The sequence below is a fragment of the Vibrio sp. 2-1-2a genome, assembly GCF_032648565.1.
In the GTDB taxonomy this organism is placed as follows: Bacteria; Pseudomonadota; Gammaproteobacteria; order Enterobacterales; family Vibrionaceae; genus Vibrio; species Vibrio diabolicus.
This window is the reverse complement of the sequence record NZ_WBOH01000005.1, coordinates 402,085-422,115: the sequence shown is the minus strand read 5'-3', so window position 1 is coordinate 422,115 and position 20,031 is coordinate 402,085. Positions and strand designations below refer to the sequence as shown.

Genomic DNA, 20,031 nt, shown 5'->3' with positions numbered 1-20,031 from the left:
ACACGCATGTCAGTTTATATTGAGACTCACCGAAGCCGATTAAGACCTATCGAAGCCAGCGATTGGGAACTATTTCAGCGATTACATTCCGAACCAGAGATCATTGAGCTCTGTTTTGATCGCCCGAGCGAAAAACAAATAAAAGAAAAATTTGCTTCGCGATTATTACCATGGACACCAGACAGTCCGCACTGGCTTTGCCTCGTCATACTCGATAAGCAATCTGAACAACCGATTGGCGTCACTGGCCTTGCCATTGAAGAAGGTAACGCAGAGGTGGGTTACTTACTTTTGCCTGAATTTCATGGCCGACAGTTTGGAACAGAAACCCTTCAAGCGCTTCTAAATTGGGCGAGAGCAACACATGACATCGACCGCTTTTCCGCTACGGTCACTGAAGGGAATATTGCTTCAGAGCGTGTTCTCATGAAGTGCGGATTCGAGCTATCTGAAGTCATTCCTGACGCATACCAAATTGGCGACAAGCGTTACGCCGACAAAATCTACTCGCTACAAAAATAAGGATGTATTTTGAATAAAGTAGTCATCGTTACTGGCGCAAGCCGAGGCATTGGAGCCGCAACAGCGAAAAAACTGGCCGAGCAAGGCTATGCCGTGTGTGTTAATTACCGTGCGCAAAGTGAAGCAGCTCACCAAGTGGTCAGAGACATACAAGCAAATGGCGGAAAAGCGATCGCCGTTCAAGCAGATGTATCGGACGAGCAACAAGTGCTCAATCTTTTCGATGCAACAGAAAACGCACTAGGCTCAGTCACCCATTTGGTCAACAACGTTGGCATTCTATTTACTCAGTCACCGTTGGCGGAAATCAGCTTGGAACGCTTTCAGAAAGTAATGAACACTAATGTGAATAGCTGCTTTCTTTGTTGTAGAGAAGCGGCGAAGCGATTCAGTACTGGTGGCGCAATTGTGAATGTTTCTTCTGGGGCATCACGCTCAGGCGCGCCATTTGAATATGTCGATTACGCCACATCAAAAGGCGCAATGGATACCTTAACCAAAGGGCTATCGCTTGAATTGGCAGACCGAAATATTCGCGTCAATGGCGTTCGACCTGGTTTCATTTATACCGATATGCACGCAGATGGTGGAGAACCAAACCGAGTGGATAGGCTCAGCCCTCAAATTCCACTGAAACGGGGCGGTACGGTAGAAGAAGTGGCGAATGCGATCGCTTGGCTACTCAGTGGTGAAGCTTCTTATGTTACAGGCTCTTTTATCGATCTTTCAGGCGGTAAGTAAAATGGAAGTCAACATTCGACAAGCAACTCCTGACGATTTGGATGCAATTTTTGAATTAAACCTACAAATCAACGCACTGCATTTTGCCAACGCGCCTGAAGCTTTTGTAGCACCTTCGGAAGATGACCGAGCGTTCCTCATTCAGGCTCTCGAGAATGATGAACGCTTGTTTTTAGTCGCAGAACATGAAAAGGAGGTAGTCGGCTTTTTAACCGCGATGATAACTCAGAATGAAACCGTCAGCTTTCTGATAAAAGATCCTATTTGTCGAGTAGGAACGATTGTTGTCGATGAGGAGCAAAAGCAACAAGGCATCGGTCGCCAACTGCTTGAGGGCTGTGAGCAATGGGCGCGCGATGCCAATGCTACACAAGTTCGATTAGAAGTGATGGAATTCAATCAACCAGCACAGCGGTTTTACGACAAGCAAGGTTTTAAAACTAACTCACGCATTATGCTGAAACATTTGTAACGATAACGACAATTAAGCGCTTTTCACGACTAAAGCCACCTAAGTCGCATTTATCGATGCAATTTATCCCCTGATTTTAGAAAAGACGATATGATGTGCGGATAAAGGAGATTCGAACATGATTTATCTTTTCGATTGGGGGAACACCTTAATGGTGGATTTCCCTCACGCACAAGGAAAAATGTGCGATTGGGAACACGTAGAAACGATTCCTCTGGCCAAAGAAACACTGGCAACACTTTCCCAAAATCATGCTATTTACATCGCGACCAGTGCGTCTGATTCCAACATGGAAGAGGTTCAGCGTGCATTCGTCCGCGTCGACTTAGACCAGCACTTAAATGGCTACTTTTGTTTTGCCAATCTCGGCATCGCTAAAAAACAACCTGAGTTTTATCTTGCTATCGCAAAACAACTAGGGGTTAACGTGAGTGAGTTAACTATGGTTGGCGACTTGCCTCATAAAGACATTTACCCTGCAATGCAAGCTGGCGTAAATACGATTTGGTTTAATCCAACAGGAGCCAATGCGCCAGCCGATCCCATTCCGAATCAAATTCGCTGTTTATCTGAACTCGTACCTTAACCATCACTAACCTGCACTAATCAAGGAAGATGAATGCAAATCAGACCCATCCAGGTAAGCGATATCGAGCGCTTTACCGAACTGTGGAACCGAGTCTATGCCGAAGGTAAATACCTGCGCAGTCCGGCTCCAGATAAAGACACCCTGACCAATATTTTACGTCGCGTAGAACTTGAATCGATTCCTCAATTTGTTGCTTTGGACAATCACGCTCTGATTGGTAGTGTAGAGGTTTTTCCTGCCGAACTGTGCGGTTATGAAGGCGGTCAACTCACTAGCACAGGCATTTTAGGTATTCATATCGATAGAGCGTTCAGAGGAAAAGGGCTAGGTAAGCAGCTATTGTCTGTCGCACTTAAAAGTGCCTGGGAATATGGTTACGACACCATTGTACTTAATGTTTATAAGGAAAACCTTGCCGCGATAGCGTTGTACGAACGATTTGGATTTGAGCACCATGGTGAACTAGGAGAAGTCTCTCTCCCCAATGGCGAAGTGTTGATGAGTCAGAAGATGATGTTAAGCGCGCCTAACAACCCTCAGTAACGTGCCCTCGGACGATAGACTCTGTGGATGCTTGATTTACATAATAGAAATAGCATGCCTCTTCTGCCAAGGTATACCCTTGCGGCCAAATGTACACCACCCGATCCAGACCTGACTGGTCGACAAATTGATAATCGGGAATAGACACAAAGTGGGTACTGTTTGGGTGTTGCTGACCAATAATACAAAAGTCACTGCCTTTGCAGGGAACATCAATTTGGGACACGCCACTCAGCGGCAAATCGATTTCTAATAACGCGCCAATGCTATTGGCGCTCGCTTCTGGCATACCGCTTAAGGTTTTTACGTTCCTATCAATATAGTGGACTTGGTTTTGCTCGGCGGCATTGTCTATCGCCACTCGGGCGTTAAAAAATTTAAGCGCGGTACCCAATGACGAATTGGAACTGTGTAACATCGACGCATAGGCTTGGCGATGAATGTGGAGTAGTGTTGGCAACGCAGCCAAAGCGATGAAAGCCAAAGTGGCGAGCACTATGGTGATTTCCATCAGCGTAAATCCCTTTAATCTCACTTTTTTATCTCAGCAGAATGAATGGTCGTTTGCCTCACATCCATGTGAGACCTTGCCAATATATCGCTGATTTAAAAGGTTTAAAGCTCTAGTAGATGACAAACAAGAGTCATGGGCCAAAGTTGAGACCGCTCGCCAAGTTACTATGCAAACGCACACATTTATGTGTCAATTTTAGGACTTTATTTATCAATCACTTATTTACTGAAGTAGATTACCCGAGTAGTGGAACGTTATTACGCACAAGTCCGCGACGTACGTTAGTGCACATCTTCCCGAAACGACGGATCTCATCAAACTGCGGAATCACACCCCGCCCCATTGCCGACTCCCAATAAGTAACCTCTGAATCGACCATTTCTAATAATTTCTTTGGACAACCGATGCACTGCCCTTCCGGCCCACACACAAAAGTTTCCGGTTCGTAAATCGGTAGCTCAGCTTTTACTTGCTCGATGATATTACGCATCGCGGTCATTCGATCTGGCTTTAACGTCATCACTCTGCTCCACGGATTAAGATGAAGCAGAATTGTACTCACTGGCACGTGAATGTCCCTACCCAATTTAGGTATATTCTGTTTGAACCGATTTTTTTATCGTCAGCTCTGGCTTTTTAACCACTAGATAGACCGCCGTGGCCGCTAATACAAAGCCAGAAATGCCCATCCAATCAAACGACTCACCAAACGCGAGCCAAGCTTGAATCGCTGTTGTTGGCGGCACTAGGTAAAACACAGACGCCACACTCGAAGACGCGCCATTTCTCACCATGTACAGCAGCAGTAGAATAGCTACACAAGAGAGCACGACGACCAACCACAACACAGTCAAAATAAACTCCAGTTCCCACTGCACTTGCATGGTTTCAAACTGCATCGCAACAGGCAGAAACATGATGAGTGCGGCCAAATATTGCACCGTCGCACCACCAACCATATCCACCTGTTGGCAATATTTCTTCTGATACAGCGTCCCTAACGTTATACCAACCAAAGACAGTAAACAGACTCCAATGGCTAAGAACTTATGTTGCTCAGACTGCCACTCCATGTTTCCCATCAGCACCATAGCGATGCCGACAAAGCCTAGAGCCAAACCCAGCCATTGCGAGGGTTTAAATTCCTCACGAACAAACACCACCAGCAAAGCCGCGGTTAAAATCGGCTGAATGCCCACCAACAACGAACTCAGCCCGGCAGGCATACCCAAATCAATAGCGAAATAAGTGCCGCCTAAATAGAAGCCATGGATCAACACACCCACCACACAGCTGTGCCAGAAATCGCTTCCTGTTGGCAACCTTCTACGCAACATCGCCACAAGAACCAAAAACAGTAAGACATTGAATGCCATACGGATAGAAAGTAGTGTCGCTGGCTCGGCATACTGCAAACCAAAACGCGCACCAACAAACCCAGAAGCCCAAAGGATGACAAATACAAAAGGGATGGCTCGGATTAACATGATCGCCTCACTCACGCTTGTTTTATGTTTTGAGATACTGTTAATGTAATTAGGTACAGTGTTTTCAAAAAGTGACAGATGGAAGTGTTTTTATGGGCACAGATTTATTGGAAAGCGGTGAAGGGAATAAGTACCTCGTGGTGGAAAAGCACCTTAAACAAGCCATCAATGGTGGCGTTTACCAAGTGGATGATCGACTGCCCTCCATTCGCTCATTGAGCCAAGAATTAAGCGTCAGTAAAAACACCGTGATTCGTGCGTATCAAGAGCTGGAAGCGCAAAACTTGGTGTACTCGGTTCCCAAGTCGGGTTATCGAGTAAAAATCGCCTTGCCGACCTCTCGCTCAATTCCGGATCCGACTCGCGTGGATTTGCTCTCGATCTGCAAAGAAATCCTCACGTACCCTGAATACCAAGAGCGTTTGCCCGCAGGCTCTGCCCACCCAAACATTGACTCCCCCGCGATCAAAAGCTTGTACGCCGAGATTGGCCGCCACAGCCGCCAGCAAACGCATGTACCGAGCCATTACCAATTGCCACCCGGTGATCACCTCTTAATCAAACAACTGGCGAAAATCACACAAGATTTGGGCACGCCAACCAAGTTGGATGAGATCATGGTGACGCACGGCGCGCAGCAAGCAATTAGCCTAGCGCTGCGCGCAACGACACAAAAAGGCGATATCGTCGCGGTGGAGTCCCCTTGCTATTTTGGTAATTTATTGATGCTCGAATCACTCGGCCTCAAAGTGGTGGAAATTCCGAGTTGCCCACGAGACGGTATGTGCCCCGAAGCCTTAGCAAAAGCAATGGCGACATGGGACATAAAAGCGATCATCGTAACGCCAAACTTCACCAACCCAACTGGTGCCATGATGCCGCTAGAAAAGCGCCAGCAATTGCTATTGTCGTCTGGCAATATTCCTATTATCGAAGACGATGTGTTTGGCGGGTTAAGTTATAACAAGCCTTTGCCAAGCTTGAGGTTGCTCGATGACAAGCAACGCGTAATTTACGTGAATTCGTTATCCAAAACGCTCGATTCGCGTTTGAGAATTGGTTGGATGTTGGCGGGGCGATATCGAGATCAAATTGAGCAATATCTACTGTGTGAGAACATGGGCAGTTTGAATCTGATGCAATCTGCCGTGGCAACGTTTCTAACGTCAGGCAAGTATCGAACGCATACTGCGCGAATGGGTCGGGTTTATCAAAACAACATGCGCCGATTCATCCAGATGCTTCATCAATACTTAGATGAATACGAATCTCTAAAAAATCGATACCAGATCAACGCCGTGCAAGGTTCGTTCTTGCTTTGGTTGCGCCTGCCCAAAGAAACGGACAGCTATGCGTTGTATCAAGCGTGTAATCAACACAGAATCAGCCTACTTCCCGGTACCGTATTTGGCACTCAAGGACAATATCGACATTGCGTGCGCCTCAGCGTAGCAAACTTTGGTAGTGAAACCGATTGGATTCACGCGATGCAAACACTGGCAAAGTTGATAGCAAAGCATGTTCGTTAACTCGCTCTTGCTAAATGAACTTATGCCCGCATACGTAGACTGGTAACAACAAAAAACTCCACGCAAAGGTGGAGTTTTCTCGTATCGTTATCGCCCTCAGTGCGACTTAATTTGCCACATTCTCGCGACGTTTTCGGCTAAATTGGCAACGTTGACGTCGGCCTCTTTCATGGCCTCAGATAAGCTCATTGCCCTTGGTACACAAGCAAACACCGCATCAATACCGCATTCATAGACCGCCTGATAGTTGTCGCCCACACAACCAGCCAATGCAACGACTGGTAAATCAAACTGCTTGGCCACCTGAGCAACTCCCATCGGCGTTTTGCCATGTGCGGTTTGATGATCGATTCGACCCTCGCCTGTGAATACAATATCCGCATCCGCAACATGCTGAGCAAGCTTGACCGTTTCAAGCACAATCTCAATTCCCGGTTGCAAACGTGCTGGCGTGTATCCGAGCAAGGCCGCTCCCATCCCACCAGCAGCGCCCGCCCCTTCACGAGTCAGTACATGCTTACCCGTCGCTTGTTCCGTCAACTCGCCAAACTTGCGCAATGCGTTATCGAGCAGTGTGACGTCTAACACCGTCGCTCCCTTTTGCGGGCCAAAGATAGCCGATGCGCCTTTGTCGCCACAGAGTGGGTTATCAACATCGCATGCTACCAACACTTCACAAGTTGCTAAACGTGGGTCAAGACCAGCAATATCGATGGAGGCAAGCGCCGCTAACCCGCCTCCATTTGGGGTAATTGCATGACCAGATTTATCAAGAAACGTTACCCCCAACGCGGTCAACATGCCCACGCCACCATCATTGGTAGCGCTGCCACCCAAACCAATGATTAAGCGTTGAATGCCGCGGTCTAGCGCGTGTTTGATCAGCTGTCCAGTACCAATGCTACTGGTCAGTTTTGGGTCGCGAGCGTCACTCGGTACAAGGTGTAGCCCACTGGCCTCCGCCATTTCAATAACCGCGGTTTCGCCGTCGCCGAGGATGCCATAAAACGCTTCAACATCATTCCCTAATGGCGCAGTCACTGTTGTGAAGACTTGTTCGCCTTGAGTTGCATCTATCAAAGATTGAACCGTGCCTTCGCCACCGTCTGCGACCGGAACCGTAACAAACTCGGCATCATGCCATACGCGAGCAATACCCGTTTTGATCGCCTCGCTCACTTGTTTGGCGGTTAAGCTTTCTTTAAATGAATCAGGTGCAATTACCACTTTCATACGTATTTCCAGAGACTTATAAGAGAACGAGGCTCAAAATGTACACCAATGCCATTGCCGTGACACCTTGAACGAGCGTAGCCATGGTTTGCGCGCGGTACGCTAAGCCCACCGACATGCGACTAAACTGCGAAACTACCCAGAAGAAACTGTCGTTTGCATGAGAAACCGTCATCGCACCTGCACCGATCGCCATCACCGTTAATACGCGGCCCATTTCTGAATCGAGCCCCAATTGCGTAAGCATAGGCGCAACCAAAGCTGATGTGGTCACCAGCGCAACCGTTGACGAACCTTGCGCCGATTTTAGCGCAGCCGCAACGATAAATGGCATGAAAATACCCACGCCCAGCACCGATAACGTCGTACCCAAGTATTCACCTAGCGGCGTTGCTTTTAATACCGCGCCAAATGCACCACCCGCACCGGTAATCAAAAGAATAGGCGCAGCAGCAGTAATACCTTGGCTGATTCGCTCGCCAAATTCTTCAATCTTGTTGTCTGATTTTAGTAGGCGAACAGAAAGGAACAGACCAATCACCAACGCCGTTAGTGGCTGTCCTAAGAAAGTCAGAACATCAAACACAAAACCTTCGCCCAACGGTAAGCTTGGGAATTTCGCGATAGAGCCAAAACAGATCAATAAGATAGGAACAAAAATAGGAGCGAATGCTTGGCTCGCCGTTGGCAATTTGCCGTAAGACGCTTTGAGTGCTTGCCAGTCTTGCTGAATTTCTTCTACGGCTTCAATGCCATCTGGTTCAACATGTTGGAATCGGTTCGCCCACAGCATACCCGCTAACGCCGCAACCGCTGCAACAAACACACCCACACCAATCACTAAACCAAGGTTAGATTCCAGGCCTAAGTTACCCGCAGCGGCAATCGGTCCAGGAGTTGGCGGCACAAACGTGTGCGTCGCGTATAGGCCAGTAGCCAACGCTACACTCATCGCAACGCTTGAGGTTTTTAAACGCTTCGCGAGTGATTCTTTGAGCGAGTTCAGAATGACAAAGCCTGAATCACAAAATACCGGAACAGAAACGATGTAACCGATGATGCTCATAGTCAATGTTGGGAAACGCTCACCCAACACTTTAATAACCGTATCGGCCATGGTGATCGCCGCACCACTTTTCTCCAAAATAACACCGATGATGGTACCTAAAACGATAACCAAGCCAATGTAACCAAGGATGCCGCCAAAGCCAGAAGCAATGGTTTTGGCAATGCTATCTGCCGGTAAGCCGTAAGCAAATGCAGCAAGGAACGCCGCGATGATCAGCGCTAAAAAGGGATGTAATTTGAATTTGGTGGTCGTGAGCACAATAAATGCGATCACCCCGAGCAGGATTAATATAAGGTTCATGATAACTCCATTTATTCTTATTTTGCTGAGCGAGTCCGTGTTGGCTCACTCAACATGTAGGGACGCATGAATTATTAATCGTTTGCTTTCGAATTCCTTTAGGCGGAGTGACAAATGATGTGGTCAAAAAATGACTCTTATTGTGCAAATGCACAATATTACGCCATTTTTGAGAGCCGAGTCGCAATATAAAGCTCCGCTAACCCCACAAAATTAGTGGTTGGCAACCCTGTTATCTCGGTGATTTTTTCTAACCGATAACGCAGAGTGTTCCGGTGAATAAACAGCATTTTAGAGCATTCCGTCACATTGCCATTGCATTCAAACAATGCATCTAGGGTTTTCAGTAATTGCCCGGATTTGTCTTTCTCTTTCAACCGTTTCACGCCATCAATAATTTGTTCACCTTGCCAAATATCCGCCAACGGCGCCAATAGCTAATACCTGCTTCGCGCTTTGGTATGACAACGCGACATCTTTAGGCTCATTAAACAGCTGCCCTAGCGCAATGTGAAACGTATGCGAATCGTGATCGCTTAAACGCGACATCAACTTATCAATGCGCTCACTTTCAATTTGGCTATCCCACTGCTTGGCGGAATGACACGGTTTCAGCACCACAATTTCATTCACTGAGACAATCGCAACTAGGTTGTTACGCTCTGGGTATTCAAGCAACTCAACAATATTGCGCACGCTCTTCATGCTTTTTGAAGCGGACGGCGTCGAGACTTCAATCACCGTTGCCACCCGTGGTTGAGTCACATCGATAGAAAGACGCATCGCCCAATCTTTCAGCTCTTCATCGGTCAATTTGCCATTGATCCAAGCCAGAATAAATTCTTCGCGATGACGTCTGTCCCACTGAAATTTTTCCACTAGCGCGGCTTGCTCGATTGTCAGTTCAGCAGTCATTTTAACCAGTTTGGCAAAATCTCGGATTTTCTCCGGCTCGCCTGTGACTCCAACAATACCGACCACGTCTCCATGCAATTTCAACAGCATATTGATTCCGGGTTTGACACCCTGCAACGTCAAACATTGCTGCTCATTCAGCTCTAGCGAATCGCCGTGATTCAACGCCAATACCGCGCCATCATGCACTTGCCCAACGCGTTTTGGATCGCCACTGCCAATGATGATGCCTGCTGAGTTCATCACATTCACATTGTGACCAATGATGGACATGGTTCGATCAACAATTTGCTGTGCTAAGGAGTGGTCGAGAATCACCATTTCGATTTTCCAAACTTATAAATGAATCACTCAATAAATCACAAATAGCGTGCTATCGCGATGCTGTCGATGCAAATTGCAGGCGTAGCTCAAATCATTACGCCTTAACCACACATAAAAAATGGTTTAATCCATCATTTTGAACAGAGGGATATATACTTAAAGCAAAGAGACTTCGATGCCTTGTTACTAGGCGTTGTAGTCACGTTGCTGCAAGTGAGCGATAACGGAGGAAACACGATGGAATTGCGTAATAAAGCGGGCGAAATTGCCAAAATTGCTGACAACCTCACTTTGAAGGAAATTACTGAAATGGGCTACACCGTGGACTTATGCGATGAAGCTTATGATGCCAATGAGCACTGGAAAGCAGAAGGCAAAACTGAGGGTATGGGCGAGTACCCAGAAGAATAAACGTCCCGACGAGCCAGCGCACTAGAGTCTACAAAAAAGAGTGCTACAAAAACAAAAAAACCGAGCGACTTAACGCTCGGTTTTTTACTTTTGAACCTCTTGAATGAACATATCCATCTCTTCAAGATAATTGCCGTTTGAGCATCCCCAGTCAGTGACTTCAATCAGCTCAGTAATCAGCTGACCTGAATCATCACTTTGCACTCGCTGAACAAACGCTTCAAAGCGGTCAAGTTGAGCCTGAGTTTTAATGGCATGTACCGCATATTCTTGCATCAGCTCGTTATACACCTGCCAACGGTGATCATCAGAGACATCACTACTCAGAATGACCGCACATTTTTGCTGAATACTCTCAATGGCATCCTTTTTAGGAGCCGTCACTGACGAACATCCTGCTAAAACCACTCCTAGCGTCAGCAACGTTATTTTTGCTTTATTTATCATTTCGTTTCCGCTTTGTACGACTGCAACAAGAAATTTTATAAATTGTATACCATCAGCGCCCAAACGTAAGGTGCTCCACAACAAATAACCCACTAACCATTTAAAATGTAAACAAATAGTAAAATCACGTTTACGCGATGCAAAATCGACAAATGAGATTGTCGCTCCTTTCTCGCGGCCAAGCGTGCAATAATCAACTGTCTACATAACGAAACCATTTGAAGGATCAAAATGACCGCAACGGATTATCTCAACGACCTCAATCAACGTTACCTCGCGATTCACCGCACCAAAGAAGATTTCTTTTGGGAAACTTACATGGGGATCAGCGATGACCATGATGGCTCAACGCAAGCACAAACGGCGTGGACAAACTTTTTGAGCAACGCCGAGCAAATTACTGCCATCAAACAACAGCTTGAAGCCGCGGACTCAATTACCGACCCACAAGAGAAACAGCAAACCATTACGGGCCTTTCTGGTTGGCTAGCGATGTTTGAATCTCACGCCATCGAGGGCGAAAAAGCACAAGCGTTGAAAAATCAGCTCATTGCCTTTGAAGCTGAGCTATTCGAGAAAAAACAGAATCACGTACAAACGTTTACCGATGAAAACGGCGAGCAAGTAGAAGGTTCACTGCCAGTATTGAGCTCAACCATTCGCACCAGCAATCATGAAGAAGTTCGCCAATCGGCTCATCAAGCGTTGCTGAACCTTGAACAATGGCTACTGCAAAACGGCTTTATAGAACTGATCAAACTGCGCAACCAGTTCGCTCGCTCACTGGGTTATGCGACCTTCTTTGATTACTCCGTGCAAAAAACGGAAAAGATGAGCTCTGAGCAGCTATTCGAGATTTTGGAAGATTTCGAACAACGCACGCGAGATGCGCACCTAAACAGCTTAGAAAACTTGGCGAAAGAGAAAGGTGCAAGCGCACTCACTGGCTTCAACTTTGTATACTCGTTCGCGGGTGACGTCATGCGTGACCTTGACCCATACGTGCCGTTCTCTAAATCTCTGAGACGCTGGGTAGAATCGTTTGGTCGTCTAAATATTGATTACTCTGGCGCGACGCTAACGCTGGATTTGTTAGACCGCAAAGGTAAGTACCCGAATGGGTTCTGCCACGGCCCGATCCCTTCTTTCTACAATCAAGGCGAATGGGTCGCAGCACAGGTGAACTTCACCAGCAATGCCAAACCAGACCAAGTGGGCAGCGGCTACGATGGCATTAACACGCTGTTCCACGAAGGTGGCCACGCAGCACACTTTGCGAACGTAAAAATGAACGCGCCTTGTTTTTCGCAGGAGTTTGCGCCGACGTCGATGGCTTATGCAGAAACTCAGTCGATGTTCTGTGACAGCCTGTTAACCGATGCCGATTGGCTAAAACAGTACGCACTGGATGATGAAGGGAATTCGGTTCCTGATGAGACAATTCAAGCGATGATCAACAGTCGTCAGCCATTCAAAGCTTATGAAGAACGTAGCATCTTGGTTGTGCCGTACTTTGAGCGCGCGTTATATCAACTGAGCGATGATGAGTTAACGCCAGAACGCATCACTAAGCTGGCTCGCGATTGTGAAAAACAGATCCTTGGTTTGGAATGCAGCCCTCGCCCACTGATGGCGATTCCACATTTGCTATCCGACGAAGCGGCTTGCGCGTATCAAGGTTACCTACTCGCGCACATGGCGGTGTACCAGACCCGTGCATACTTCCTTGAGAAGTTTGGCTATCTGACGGATAACCCAGAAATTGGCCCACTGCTGGCAAAACACTACTGGCACGCAGGCAATCATTTGTCGCACAACGAAACCATTTTCAGCCTGACTGGCGAGGGGTTCAATGCTAAGTACTTGGCAGATGTATGTAATCTATCGCCAGAGCAAGCGTGGGAAGTACAGCAGAAGAAAATCGACTCACTTGCAACACGAGAACGAGCACCAGTTGCTTCACTGAACGCGACAATTAAAGTCGTCGACGGCAGTAAAGAACTGGCAAGCAACGTCATCTCTGACGAACAAATGTGTGACGATTTTGAACGTTACATCGTAGAGACTTACGGTCGATAACACGCCAAAAGCCAGAAGCCACGCTTCTGGCTTTTTGCTATTAAGGCACAACAAAAGGAAGCGCCATGCATCAACAAATCATCAAGTTCTGGTTCGAAGAGCTAACGCCTCAAAACTGGTTTGAAAACAACCCAGAACTGGACAAACATATTGCATCACGATTTGCCTCGGTACTAAAACAAGCCGCTCGTTGTGAACTGTTTAATTGGCGTGACAGCGCACAAGGACGATTGGCCGAAATCATCGTCCTCGATCAGTTTTCACGGAATGTGTATCGCAACACCCCAAAAGCATTTGCGCAAGACCCGCTCGCATTAGCATTGGCTCAAGAAGCAATTCGGTTAGGACACGATCAAGAATTAGTGCCTGAGCAGCTAAGCTTTTTGTACATGCCTTTTATGCACAGCGAATCTCGCCTCATTCATGTCGAAGCAGAGAAATTGTTTCGCGCATCAGGGCTTGAAAATAACTACGATTTTGAGCTAAAACACAAAGCCATCATCGACCAATTTGGACGTTACCCACATCGCAACGCCATCTTGGGTAGAGAAAGCACACCCGAAGAGTTAGCATTTTTGCAGCAACCCGGTTCCAGCTTTTAACCATCAATAACAACGAGAACGTTGAATGAAATTAGACGCCATATTGTGGGATTACGATGGGACACTCGTAAACTCTGTACCGAAAAACATCGACATCACCAAAGCGATCTTAGCCATCGTAGCCCCGCATTTAACTGGCGATAATTTACCGAAATATCTCCATTCAGAAGCCAACTATCACTACGCAAACCACGCGGCGAAAAACTGGCAAGAGCTCTACGTGGATTACTACGGCATGTCCCATGATGAAATGCTAAAAGCTGGTGGTTTATGGGCAGAGCATCAAGAGAAAAACCAAACACCAGTAACCCTGTTTGAAGGCATTAATGGCGTTATTAAAGAGTTTGCGCAGTTGCCTCATGGCATTTGCTCTCAAAACTCACAAAGCAATATTCGTCGAGTGCTGTCCGACAACGGCATCAGTGCGCCGTTTAAATCCATCGTCGGGTATGATGACGTCTCGAACGGACACCAAAAGCCCGATGCGTACAGTGGCATCAAATGCGTTGAGTCGATTTTTGGTCACGCAGAAAATCGACAGCTGATGTACATCGGTGACCATGAAGCCGACACGCAATTCGCACGCAACATCGAACAGCAGTTGGGTGGCCAAAGTAAAGTGATTGCCGTTGCAGCAGCGTACAGCGGCGCGATGCCAGAGCATTGGAGCGTGCAACCAGATTACGTGGCAAGAACGGTTGACGAGCTGTTTTCGATTATTGCTCAACACACGTAATTTTTGACTGCGGTTTAAGGCCAACACCTTGAATGCCAGCGCTCACCTTGCCCTTTCAGACATTGAAACAATTTTAGCCACTACACCGGAGGCCCCATGGTTACATGGCCATGTTTATTGAAACTCGATGGCGACGATGAACTTATCTATTTGCGTTCTCATGCCGATCTTGATTCCGAATGCGAAGCGCTCATTTGGGGGCCAGATGATTACGTAATTGACTCAAATGGCAACACGTTCGGGTTGCAATACAACGATTCGAACACCACCGTTTTACAACCGGAAGAACGCACTCTGTCCGTCGAGGAAGTTACGTCACTCATCCAGTCGCATGAGTTTAGTCTCGCACAAAGATGCATCATCAAAATTCACTTCACCTCGGTACAGCAAGCTGTTGAGGCATTAGCCAATTAGCTCGAACCCCGCCCATGTTGATTACACAAAATTATTATTTTTATAATTTATGATAATTTCATGTAATTAAAACCACACCATATACTCTCCCACATCGAAACAAAACAACGTTTAAGCACACATGTTGGGAGCAAACAAATGAAAATGAATCATGTCGGTATTATGGTCGGAGATATGGATAAAGCGGTTGAGTTTTACACGCAAGCGCTTGGTCTAAAAGTCGTTATGGGTAACACGAAAGTGATTGAAGAACGCGAAACCGCAATTGGCAGAATGTGTATTGCGGTCTTTGGTGAGGGCTTTAAAGGCTTCAACATTGCGCATCTAGTGACAAGCGATGGCATCGGACTTGAGTTATTTGAAATGAAAGAGCGTCAAGAGCGCCATGAAGTGGATTTCTCTCGCATCGGAATCTTCCATTTCTGTTTGCAGACGGACGACTTTGAAGGTGCAATCCAGCGCACTGAAGCGTTTGGTGGCAAAGTTCGTATGGACATCATGCGTTACCACCCAGAAGACGATAACAAGCCTGCGAAAATGGTCTATCTAGAAGACCCATTCGGCAACCTGTTCGAACTTTACTCGCACACTTATGAAGAAACTTACGCTTCTGAATACGAGTAATTGCATCAAGCAACACAACCGGGATCAGTGCGTTATCGAACCCGGTTGTTCAAACCGTTTCACCAACCATTGTTACGACTCAATGCCTAACGACTTCATCAACGATTCAACGGTATTGTTAACCCACAATATCAACGGATCATTACGGCGCTTTACGCTGTAAACGTAACCGAAGTTACCTTCTAATTTCGGCAGCGCGTCATCAAATTCAATAAAAGAAAAACGCTTATCTAACTGATTGATCAAGTGACGCGAACAAGGAAACAACACATCGCTATCCGCAACCAAATTCAAAATGGTGTTAATGTGCGTGGTACGCAGTTGAATTCTTGGGACAACTGAAAAAGGCTGTAATAAGCGCGAGATGTGATCTTCTTTTTCATTCCAATGTTGGATGATGTGAACCGCGTACGCGTACTCTGAAATGTCATCCAAATACATGCGTTTGCCACCATGCGGATGCGTCGCGCGACAGGCCAGAGCAAAGTCGTCCCGCCCGCCTTTTTTCTGAACCAGATGCTTCGGCAATTCCATAGGGAAATAGTTGATGCCAAAAGCGATTTCACCCGCATCGATTTTGTCTGGCGTGGTTTCCGTCCAGTCTTCGATCACCAAGTTCATAAACGGCGCTTCTTTGGCTAGCAGCTGAGTAAACGCGGCAGAAAACCATTGCGCAATGGACGAGTTGATCGCAACACGCAGAACACAGCTTTCGATCGCGGGATCAAAACTATGAGAAACATTCACTAGCTTGTCGATGTCGTTGATGATCCCAGACAGCTGCGCTTTGATCTCTTCGGCTTTCGGCGTGAGCTCCATATTGGTGCCCTTACGCACTAAAATGTCGTCGTTAAACAAATCCCGAATTTTACGCAAGCTTCGACTCACAGCAGGCTGGCTGGTGCACAAACGCTCCGCAGCCGTTGTGGTGTTGCGTGTTTCAAGAATCACCGCAAGCACCTTGAGCAAATTGTAATCAAAGTTCATCAACGTTATCTCTTTAGCTTTTCTCACAGCATATCACTTTTGATATAGACTAAATACTCACAATTCATTTCTGTAATAAACGGGTGAACGACTAAGCTTAGCTGGAAACATATCCTCACAAACAAATGGATGAAACCAGCCATGAAACAAAAATTACTCGTTACTCTATTGGGATTATCAGCGCTAGGAGCCAGCTCTGTATTTGCGGCTAACACCAATGTTGATCTTGCAGAAGATGCTTATATCTACGGCTACTCTATCGATGAAGCGTACAAGTTTTTCTATCACACGGCGGTAGAAAACAACTATCCGCTCAACCGCTTTCAGAATATTCGTGCTCTAGCTGATGACTCTTACACCGCTCACCCAACCATTAATAACGATACGCTTCACCTTATGGGCTGGTTAGATGTTGCTGCAGAACCTGTCATTGTGAGCGTGCCTGATATGGATGAAGGCCGTTACTGGATCTTGCATACAATGGACATGGGCCACTACACCAACGCAGCGTTCAGTTCTCGTACTCGCGGCACAAAAGGCGGCCAGTTCATGTTTGCAGCACAAGATTGGCAAGGTGAAGTGCCAGCTTCTGTCGACGAAGTGGTTCGCGTAGACAGCAACCTTGTGAAGCTGATGGGTCGCATCATGGCAGTGAATGACGAAGACGCAAAAGTCGCGCTTAACTACATGGACCAATGGAACATTCGTACCCTATCGGAATATTTAGGTAAGAACGGGCCAAAACCAGTACAAAGAACGTACCCAGATCCAAAAAATTCAACATGGCTTGAACGCGTGAACTTCGTGCTATGTGATGGCTCGATGGGTAATGCAGACAAACAGTGGTTGGACAAATACCAATCTATCGGCGTTGAACCATGCAAAACTGACTTCACACCTGAGCAGCTAAAACTGGCAAAAATTGGTGAGAAGAAAGGCATGGAACACCTCGTCGAACTTGCGCCTAAAATGACAGATGCTCGTACGTTGCTTGGTACACGCGATACCTTGGGTGATGCGCCACGCGATATTTTTGCAGAAGGTACTTACCTTGGTCAGTGGGGCTTACCACCTATCGAAGCGTCTTACCGTAAATCAGATTTCGACAGCACTGGTCAAAAACTGGATGGTTCGAAGCATGATTACGTGATGCGCTTTAAAGCGCCGAACGTCAGCGAATTCTGGTCTGTTACTATTTACGGCAACGACAACCGTTTGATGGCGAAAAACGACCTAAACCGTCACAGCCGTGGCGACCGAACCATGAAAGCGGACAAAGACGGTTACTACACCATTTACATGAGTGCGAACGAGAAAGGCCGTGCAGACGATCCAAACTTCTTGCCAGTACCTGAAAAACCGTTCTACGCCATCATGCGTTTCTACGGCGCTGACGATGCAATCCAAAGTGGTGAGTATCAAATGCCTGAAATCAAAGTAGTTAAGTAATTCGTTTTAACGAACCACTGCTCTGTCGCCTCCTTAGCTCGTAAGTGCGTTAAGGGGGCTTATTTCAAGGTGGGTGTCTAGGGCGAACATCTAGCCCAAAAATCAAAGAGCCACCCACTCAATCTAGTGATTATTTTTATTTAGGTATCGTATGGATTTTAATCTAATCCAAACCTTTTTAATTGTTGCTGAATATCAATCTTACTCTCGCGCCGCAGAGCACCTAGGGCTAACTCAGCCAGCGATTAGCGCATCCATGAAGCGTTTGGAAAAAGAAACCAACAAATCGTTATTTGTGAAGGATGGGCGACAAATCAAACTCACTTCTGTAGCGCATCAGTTACTACCTAAATTTCATCAGGCGTTTGCGATGATCAATGATGCCATTTCCGATCAAAGCACTTTCCGCCTGAGCTGTAATGAAGCGCTGATCCACCGTATCGCAGGAAAAATCGAACAAGAACAGTTTTATTCTGAAAAGCACTGTCGGTTTGTCGGAGACGAAGACTTCCCAGTTAGCGACACCGAAGTTCACCAGCCAGGGCTGCAAGAGCGTGATGTGGAAATGATGGCAACATCGCTCTCTGGCATGATGCTCTATGTAGCGAAACACGATTGCTTAGGCGTGCTTCCCCTGTCTTTGGCGCAGAAATGGCAATCGGCTTTGAATCTGCAAGTCATTCAAACTCCAATGCTTTCCGAGCCAGTCAGCTATAAACTGATTTTCCATAAACGAGATGAATCCAACACTTCCCATCAATGTTTGCGAGCTTGGGCGCGTGACCAATTTGCTACAGGCCTAAACGCCTGACTCGGTCGCACATCAAGGCGTTTCGCCAAAAACTCTTTCTCTCTTCTTAAACGCACTCTTTATGACTAAATGCGCATATGTTAAAAATGGCTTAACGATCAATATGGACGTTCAGGTCGTATACTTTTTCATAACCGCACAAAAGGAGTGAAACATGCCCACCAACAACCCAATCGCAATCCAAGCCCTTGATCATGTCGTGTTAAGAACGTGCAACCTCGACGCCATGTTGCATTTCTATCGAGATATTTTGGGCTGCCCTGTCGAGCGCGAAGTAATGGAGCTTGGTTTAACCCAGCTTAGGGCTGGTAACGCATTGATTGATGTGGTGACGGTGGACAGCGAGTTAGGGCAACTTGGCGGAAAGCCACCAGTTCAAAATGGTCGTAATATTGACCATTTTTGCCTGCAACTAGCGCCTTTTTCAGAAAATGAAATGCTGGAATATCTGCGTTCACGCGGCATTGAAGCCGAAGAGTTTGCGAAGCGGTATGGCGCACAAGGGTTCGGTAGATCACTCTATATACATGATCCGGAAGGAAATGTTGTCGAGTTAAAACCTCAAGTCATTGATGAGTAAGCTACACTTAACTGTGTTACTGACCATTTGTTTCTCATCATTGTAGAAGGCTCAAAAAAATGAACGCGATCTCGTTAGTCCAAGGCGACATCACCACCGCACATGTCGATGCCATCGTGAATGCAGCAAATCCGAGAATGCTCGGCGGAGGTGGCGTCGATGGTGCCATTCATCGCGCAGCAGGGCCTGCGCTTATCAATGCGTGTTATGCCGTTGATGATGTCGACGGTATTCGATGCCCGTTTGGTGACGCACGCATTACTGAGGCTGGCAATTTAAACGCGCGTTACGTCATTCATGCCGTTGGCCCGATTTACGATAAATTCGCCGATCCAAAAGCGGTGTTGGAATCTGCATATCAACGCTCGCTGGATCTCGCGCTCACCAACCACTGCCAAAGTGTGGCGCTGCCTGCGATTTCTTGCGGAGTGTATGGTTACCCACCTCAAGAAGCAGCAGAAGTCGCGATGGCCGTTTGTCAAAGACCGGAGTACGCGGTACTCGACATGCGCTTTTACTTGTTTAGTGAAGAGATGCTTTCGATATGGCAACACGCCCTGACCCAGCACTAAAATCTTTGTGACAAGAGGCATAAAAAACCGGACTGCCAATACAGTCCGGTTTGTCTTATTTATCAATGAATTATCATTTTT

The 20,031-nt window shown here is 46.8% G+C and carries 23 protein-coding genes and 1 pseudogene; 16 read left to right on the top strand and 8 right to left on the bottom strand.

The genetic code is table 11. The annotated features are described in order from the left end of the window. Nucleotides 1-6 precede the first annotated feature (6 nt). From F7Y48_RS16300 to F7Y48_RS16280, 5 genes are all read left to right on the top strand, one after another. A complete protein-coding gene (locus tag F7Y48_RS16300) occupies nt 7-522 on the top strand; it encodes a GNAT family N-acetyltransferase (RefSeq protein WP_005391871.1) in 516 nt (171 codons plus the stop codon). A gap of 9 nt (nt 523-531) precedes the next feature. Continuing rightward, nucleotides 532-1,263: a glucose 1-dehydrogenase gene (locus F7Y48_RS16295; RefSeq protein WP_258507696.1), complete on the top strand. Its 732-nt coding sequence runs from the start codon at nt 532-534 to the stop codon at nt 1,261-1,263. A 1-nt stretch (nt 1,264) separates the two neighbouring features. Continuing rightward, nucleotides 1,265-1,735: a GNAT family N-acetyltransferase gene (locus F7Y48_RS16290; protein ID WP_258459342.1), complete on the top strand. Its 471-nt coding sequence runs from the start codon at nt 1,265-1,267 to the stop codon at nt 1,733-1,735. A gap of 118 nt (nt 1,736-1,853) precedes the next feature. After that, complete coding sequence (locus F7Y48_RS16285) at nt 1,854-2,321, top strand: HAD family hydrolase (protein WP_085344581.1); 468 nt, start codon at nt 1,854-1,856, stop codon at nt 2,319-2,321. Between the two features lie 33 nt (nt 2,322-2,354). Then, entirely contained in the window at nt 2,355-2,867 is a 513-nt protein-coding gene (locus F7Y48_RS16280) for a GNAT family N-acetyltransferase (RefSeq protein WP_006740990.1), read from the top strand. Here F7Y48_RS16280 and F7Y48_RS16275 read toward each other — a convergent pair. The 3 genes from F7Y48_RS16275 to F7Y48_RS16265 form a co-directional block, all read right to left on the bottom strand. Further along, nucleotides 2,851-3,378, bottom strand: a complete 528-nt coding sequence (locus F7Y48_RS16275; protein WP_104972188.1) for a hypothetical protein — start codon at nt 3,376-3,378, stop codon at nt 2,851-2,853. The genes F7Y48_RS16280 and F7Y48_RS16275 overlap by 17 nt on opposite strands. Nucleotides 3,379-3,616: 238 nt before the next feature. Beyond that, nucleotides 3,617-3,901 carry a hypothetical protein gene (locus F7Y48_RS16270; protein ID WP_301612140.1) on the bottom strand — a complete coding sequence of 95 codons (285 nt, stop codon included), beginning with the start codon at nt 3,899-3,901 and terminating at the stop codon, nt 3,617-3,619. 67 nt (nt 3,902-3,968) lie between these two features. Continuing rightward, nucleotides 3,969-4,868 (bottom strand): DMT family transporter, encoded by a 900-nt coding sequence (locus tag F7Y48_RS16265; protein WP_316685046.1) that lies wholly within the window; start codon nt 4,866-4,868, stop codon nt 3,969-3,971. A 92-nt stretch (nt 4,869-4,960) separates the two neighbouring features. Here F7Y48_RS16265 and F7Y48_RS16260 point away from each other — a divergent pair, with 92 nt between their 5' ends. After that, entirely contained in the window at nt 4,961-6,397 is a 1,437-nt protein-coding gene (locus tag F7Y48_RS16260; protein WP_167427172.1) for a PLP-dependent aminotransferase family protein, read from the top strand. A 96-nt stretch (nt 6,398-6,493) separates the two neighbouring features. Here F7Y48_RS16260 and F7Y48_RS16255 read toward each other — a convergent pair whose 3' ends face one another. The 3 genes and pseudogenes from F7Y48_RS16255 to F7Y48_RS16245 form a co-directional block, all read right to left on the bottom strand. Next, nucleotides 6,494-7,630, bottom strand: a complete 1,137-nt coding sequence (locus F7Y48_RS16255; protein ID WP_316685045.1) for a glycerate kinase — start codon at nt 7,628-7,630, stop codon at nt 6,494-6,496. Nucleotides 7,631-7,646: 16 nt separating this feature from the next. Then, entirely contained in the window at nt 7,647-8,999 is a 1,353-nt protein-coding gene (locus tag F7Y48_RS16250; RefSeq protein ID WP_316685044.1) for a GntP family permease, read from the bottom strand. 158 nt (nt 9,000-9,157) lie between these two features. After that, nucleotides 9,158-10,235 (bottom strand): annotated as a pseudogene (locus F7Y48_RS16245) (sugar diacid recognition domain-containing protein). A 240-nt stretch (nt 10,236-10,475) separates the two neighbouring features. Between F7Y48_RS16245 and F7Y48_RS16240 the strand changes: the two are divergent. Then, nucleotides 10,476-10,649 (top strand): hypothetical protein, encoded by a 174-nt coding sequence (locus F7Y48_RS16240; protein ID WP_005460772.1) that lies wholly within the window; start codon nt 10,476-10,478, stop codon nt 10,647-10,649. Between the two features lie 84 nt (nt 10,650-10,733). Here the strand turns inward: F7Y48_RS16240 and F7Y48_RS16235 are convergent, their stop codons facing one another. Further along, the gene (locus tag F7Y48_RS16235; protein ID WP_005482939.1) at nt 10,734-11,096 is read right to left on the bottom strand and encodes a hypothetical protein; all 363 of its coding nucleotides are present in this window, start codon (nt 11,094-11,096) and stop codon (nt 10,734-10,736) included. 231 nt (nt 11,097-11,327) lie between these two features. Here F7Y48_RS16235 and F7Y48_RS16230 point away from each other — a divergent pair, with 231 nt between their 5' ends. The 5 genes from F7Y48_RS16230 to F7Y48_RS16210 all read left to right on the top strand — a co-directional run bounded on the left by F7Y48_RS16230 (nt 11,328) and on the right by F7Y48_RS16210 (nt 15,551). Then, a complete protein-coding gene (locus F7Y48_RS16230) occupies nt 11,328-13,175 on the top strand; it encodes a M3 family metallopeptidase (RefSeq protein ID WP_316685042.1) in 1,848 nt (615 codons plus the stop codon). A 65-nt stretch (nt 13,176-13,240) separates the two neighbouring features. Continuing rightward, nucleotides 13,241-13,777: a DUF924 family protein gene (locus F7Y48_RS16225; RefSeq protein WP_316685041.1), complete on the top strand. Its 537-nt coding sequence runs from the start codon at nt 13,241-13,243 to the stop codon at nt 13,775-13,777. A 25-nt stretch (nt 13,778-13,802) separates the two neighbouring features. After that, complete coding sequence (locus tag F7Y48_RS16220; protein ID WP_021821233.1) at nt 13,803-14,513, top strand: HAD family hydrolase; 711 nt, start codon at nt 13,803-13,805, stop codon at nt 14,511-14,513. A 96-nt stretch (nt 14,514-14,609) separates the two neighbouring features. Further along, complete coding sequence (locus tag F7Y48_RS16215) at nt 14,610-14,927, top strand: DUF4144 domain-containing protein (protein WP_005460842.1); 318 nt, start codon at nt 14,610-14,612, stop codon at nt 14,925-14,927. 138 nt (nt 14,928-15,065) lie between these two features. Continuing rightward, nucleotides 15,066-15,551 (top strand): VOC family protein, encoded by a 486-nt coding sequence (locus F7Y48_RS16210; protein WP_316685040.1) that lies wholly within the window; start codon nt 15,066-15,068, stop codon nt 15,549-15,551. Between the two features lie 72 nt (nt 15,552-15,623). Here F7Y48_RS16210 and F7Y48_RS16205 read toward each other — a convergent pair whose 3' ends face one another. After that, on the bottom strand, nt 15,624-16,538 hold the full coding sequence (locus F7Y48_RS16205; protein WP_029846112.1) for a LysR family transcriptional regulator: 915 nt from the start codon (nt 16,536-16,538) through the stop codon (nt 15,624-15,626). Nucleotides 16,539-16,679: 141 nt separating this feature from the next. On the opposite strand from F7Y48_RS16205, the gene F7Y48_RS16200 reads away from it, so the two are divergent. The 4 genes from F7Y48_RS16200 (at nt 16,680) to F7Y48_RS16185 (ending at nt 19,950) form a co-directional block, all read left to right on the top strand. Then, the gene (locus F7Y48_RS16200; RefSeq protein WP_203496632.1) at nt 16,680-17,987 is read left to right on the top strand and encodes a DUF1254 domain-containing protein; all 1,308 of its coding nucleotides are present in this window, start codon (nt 16,680-16,682) and stop codon (nt 17,985-17,987) included. Between the two features lie 151 nt (nt 17,988-18,138). Next, complete coding sequence (locus F7Y48_RS16195; protein WP_316685039.1) at nt 18,139-18,798, top strand: LysR family transcriptional regulator; 660 nt, start codon at nt 18,139-18,141, stop codon at nt 18,796-18,798. Nucleotides 18,799-18,952: 154 nt separating this feature from the next. Further along, complete coding sequence (locus F7Y48_RS16190; protein WP_053809671.1) at nt 18,953-19,378, top strand: VOC family protein; 426 nt, start codon at nt 18,953-18,955, stop codon at nt 19,376-19,378. Nucleotides 19,379-19,437: 59 nt separating this feature from the next. Beyond that, nucleotides 19,438-19,950 carry an O-acetyl-ADP-ribose deacetylase gene (locus F7Y48_RS16185; protein ID WP_053809672.1) on the top strand — a complete coding sequence of 171 codons (513 nt, stop codon included), beginning with the start codon at nt 19,438-19,440 and terminating at the stop codon, nt 19,948-19,950. The last annotated feature ends 81 nt before the right edge of the window (nt 19,951-20,031 follow it).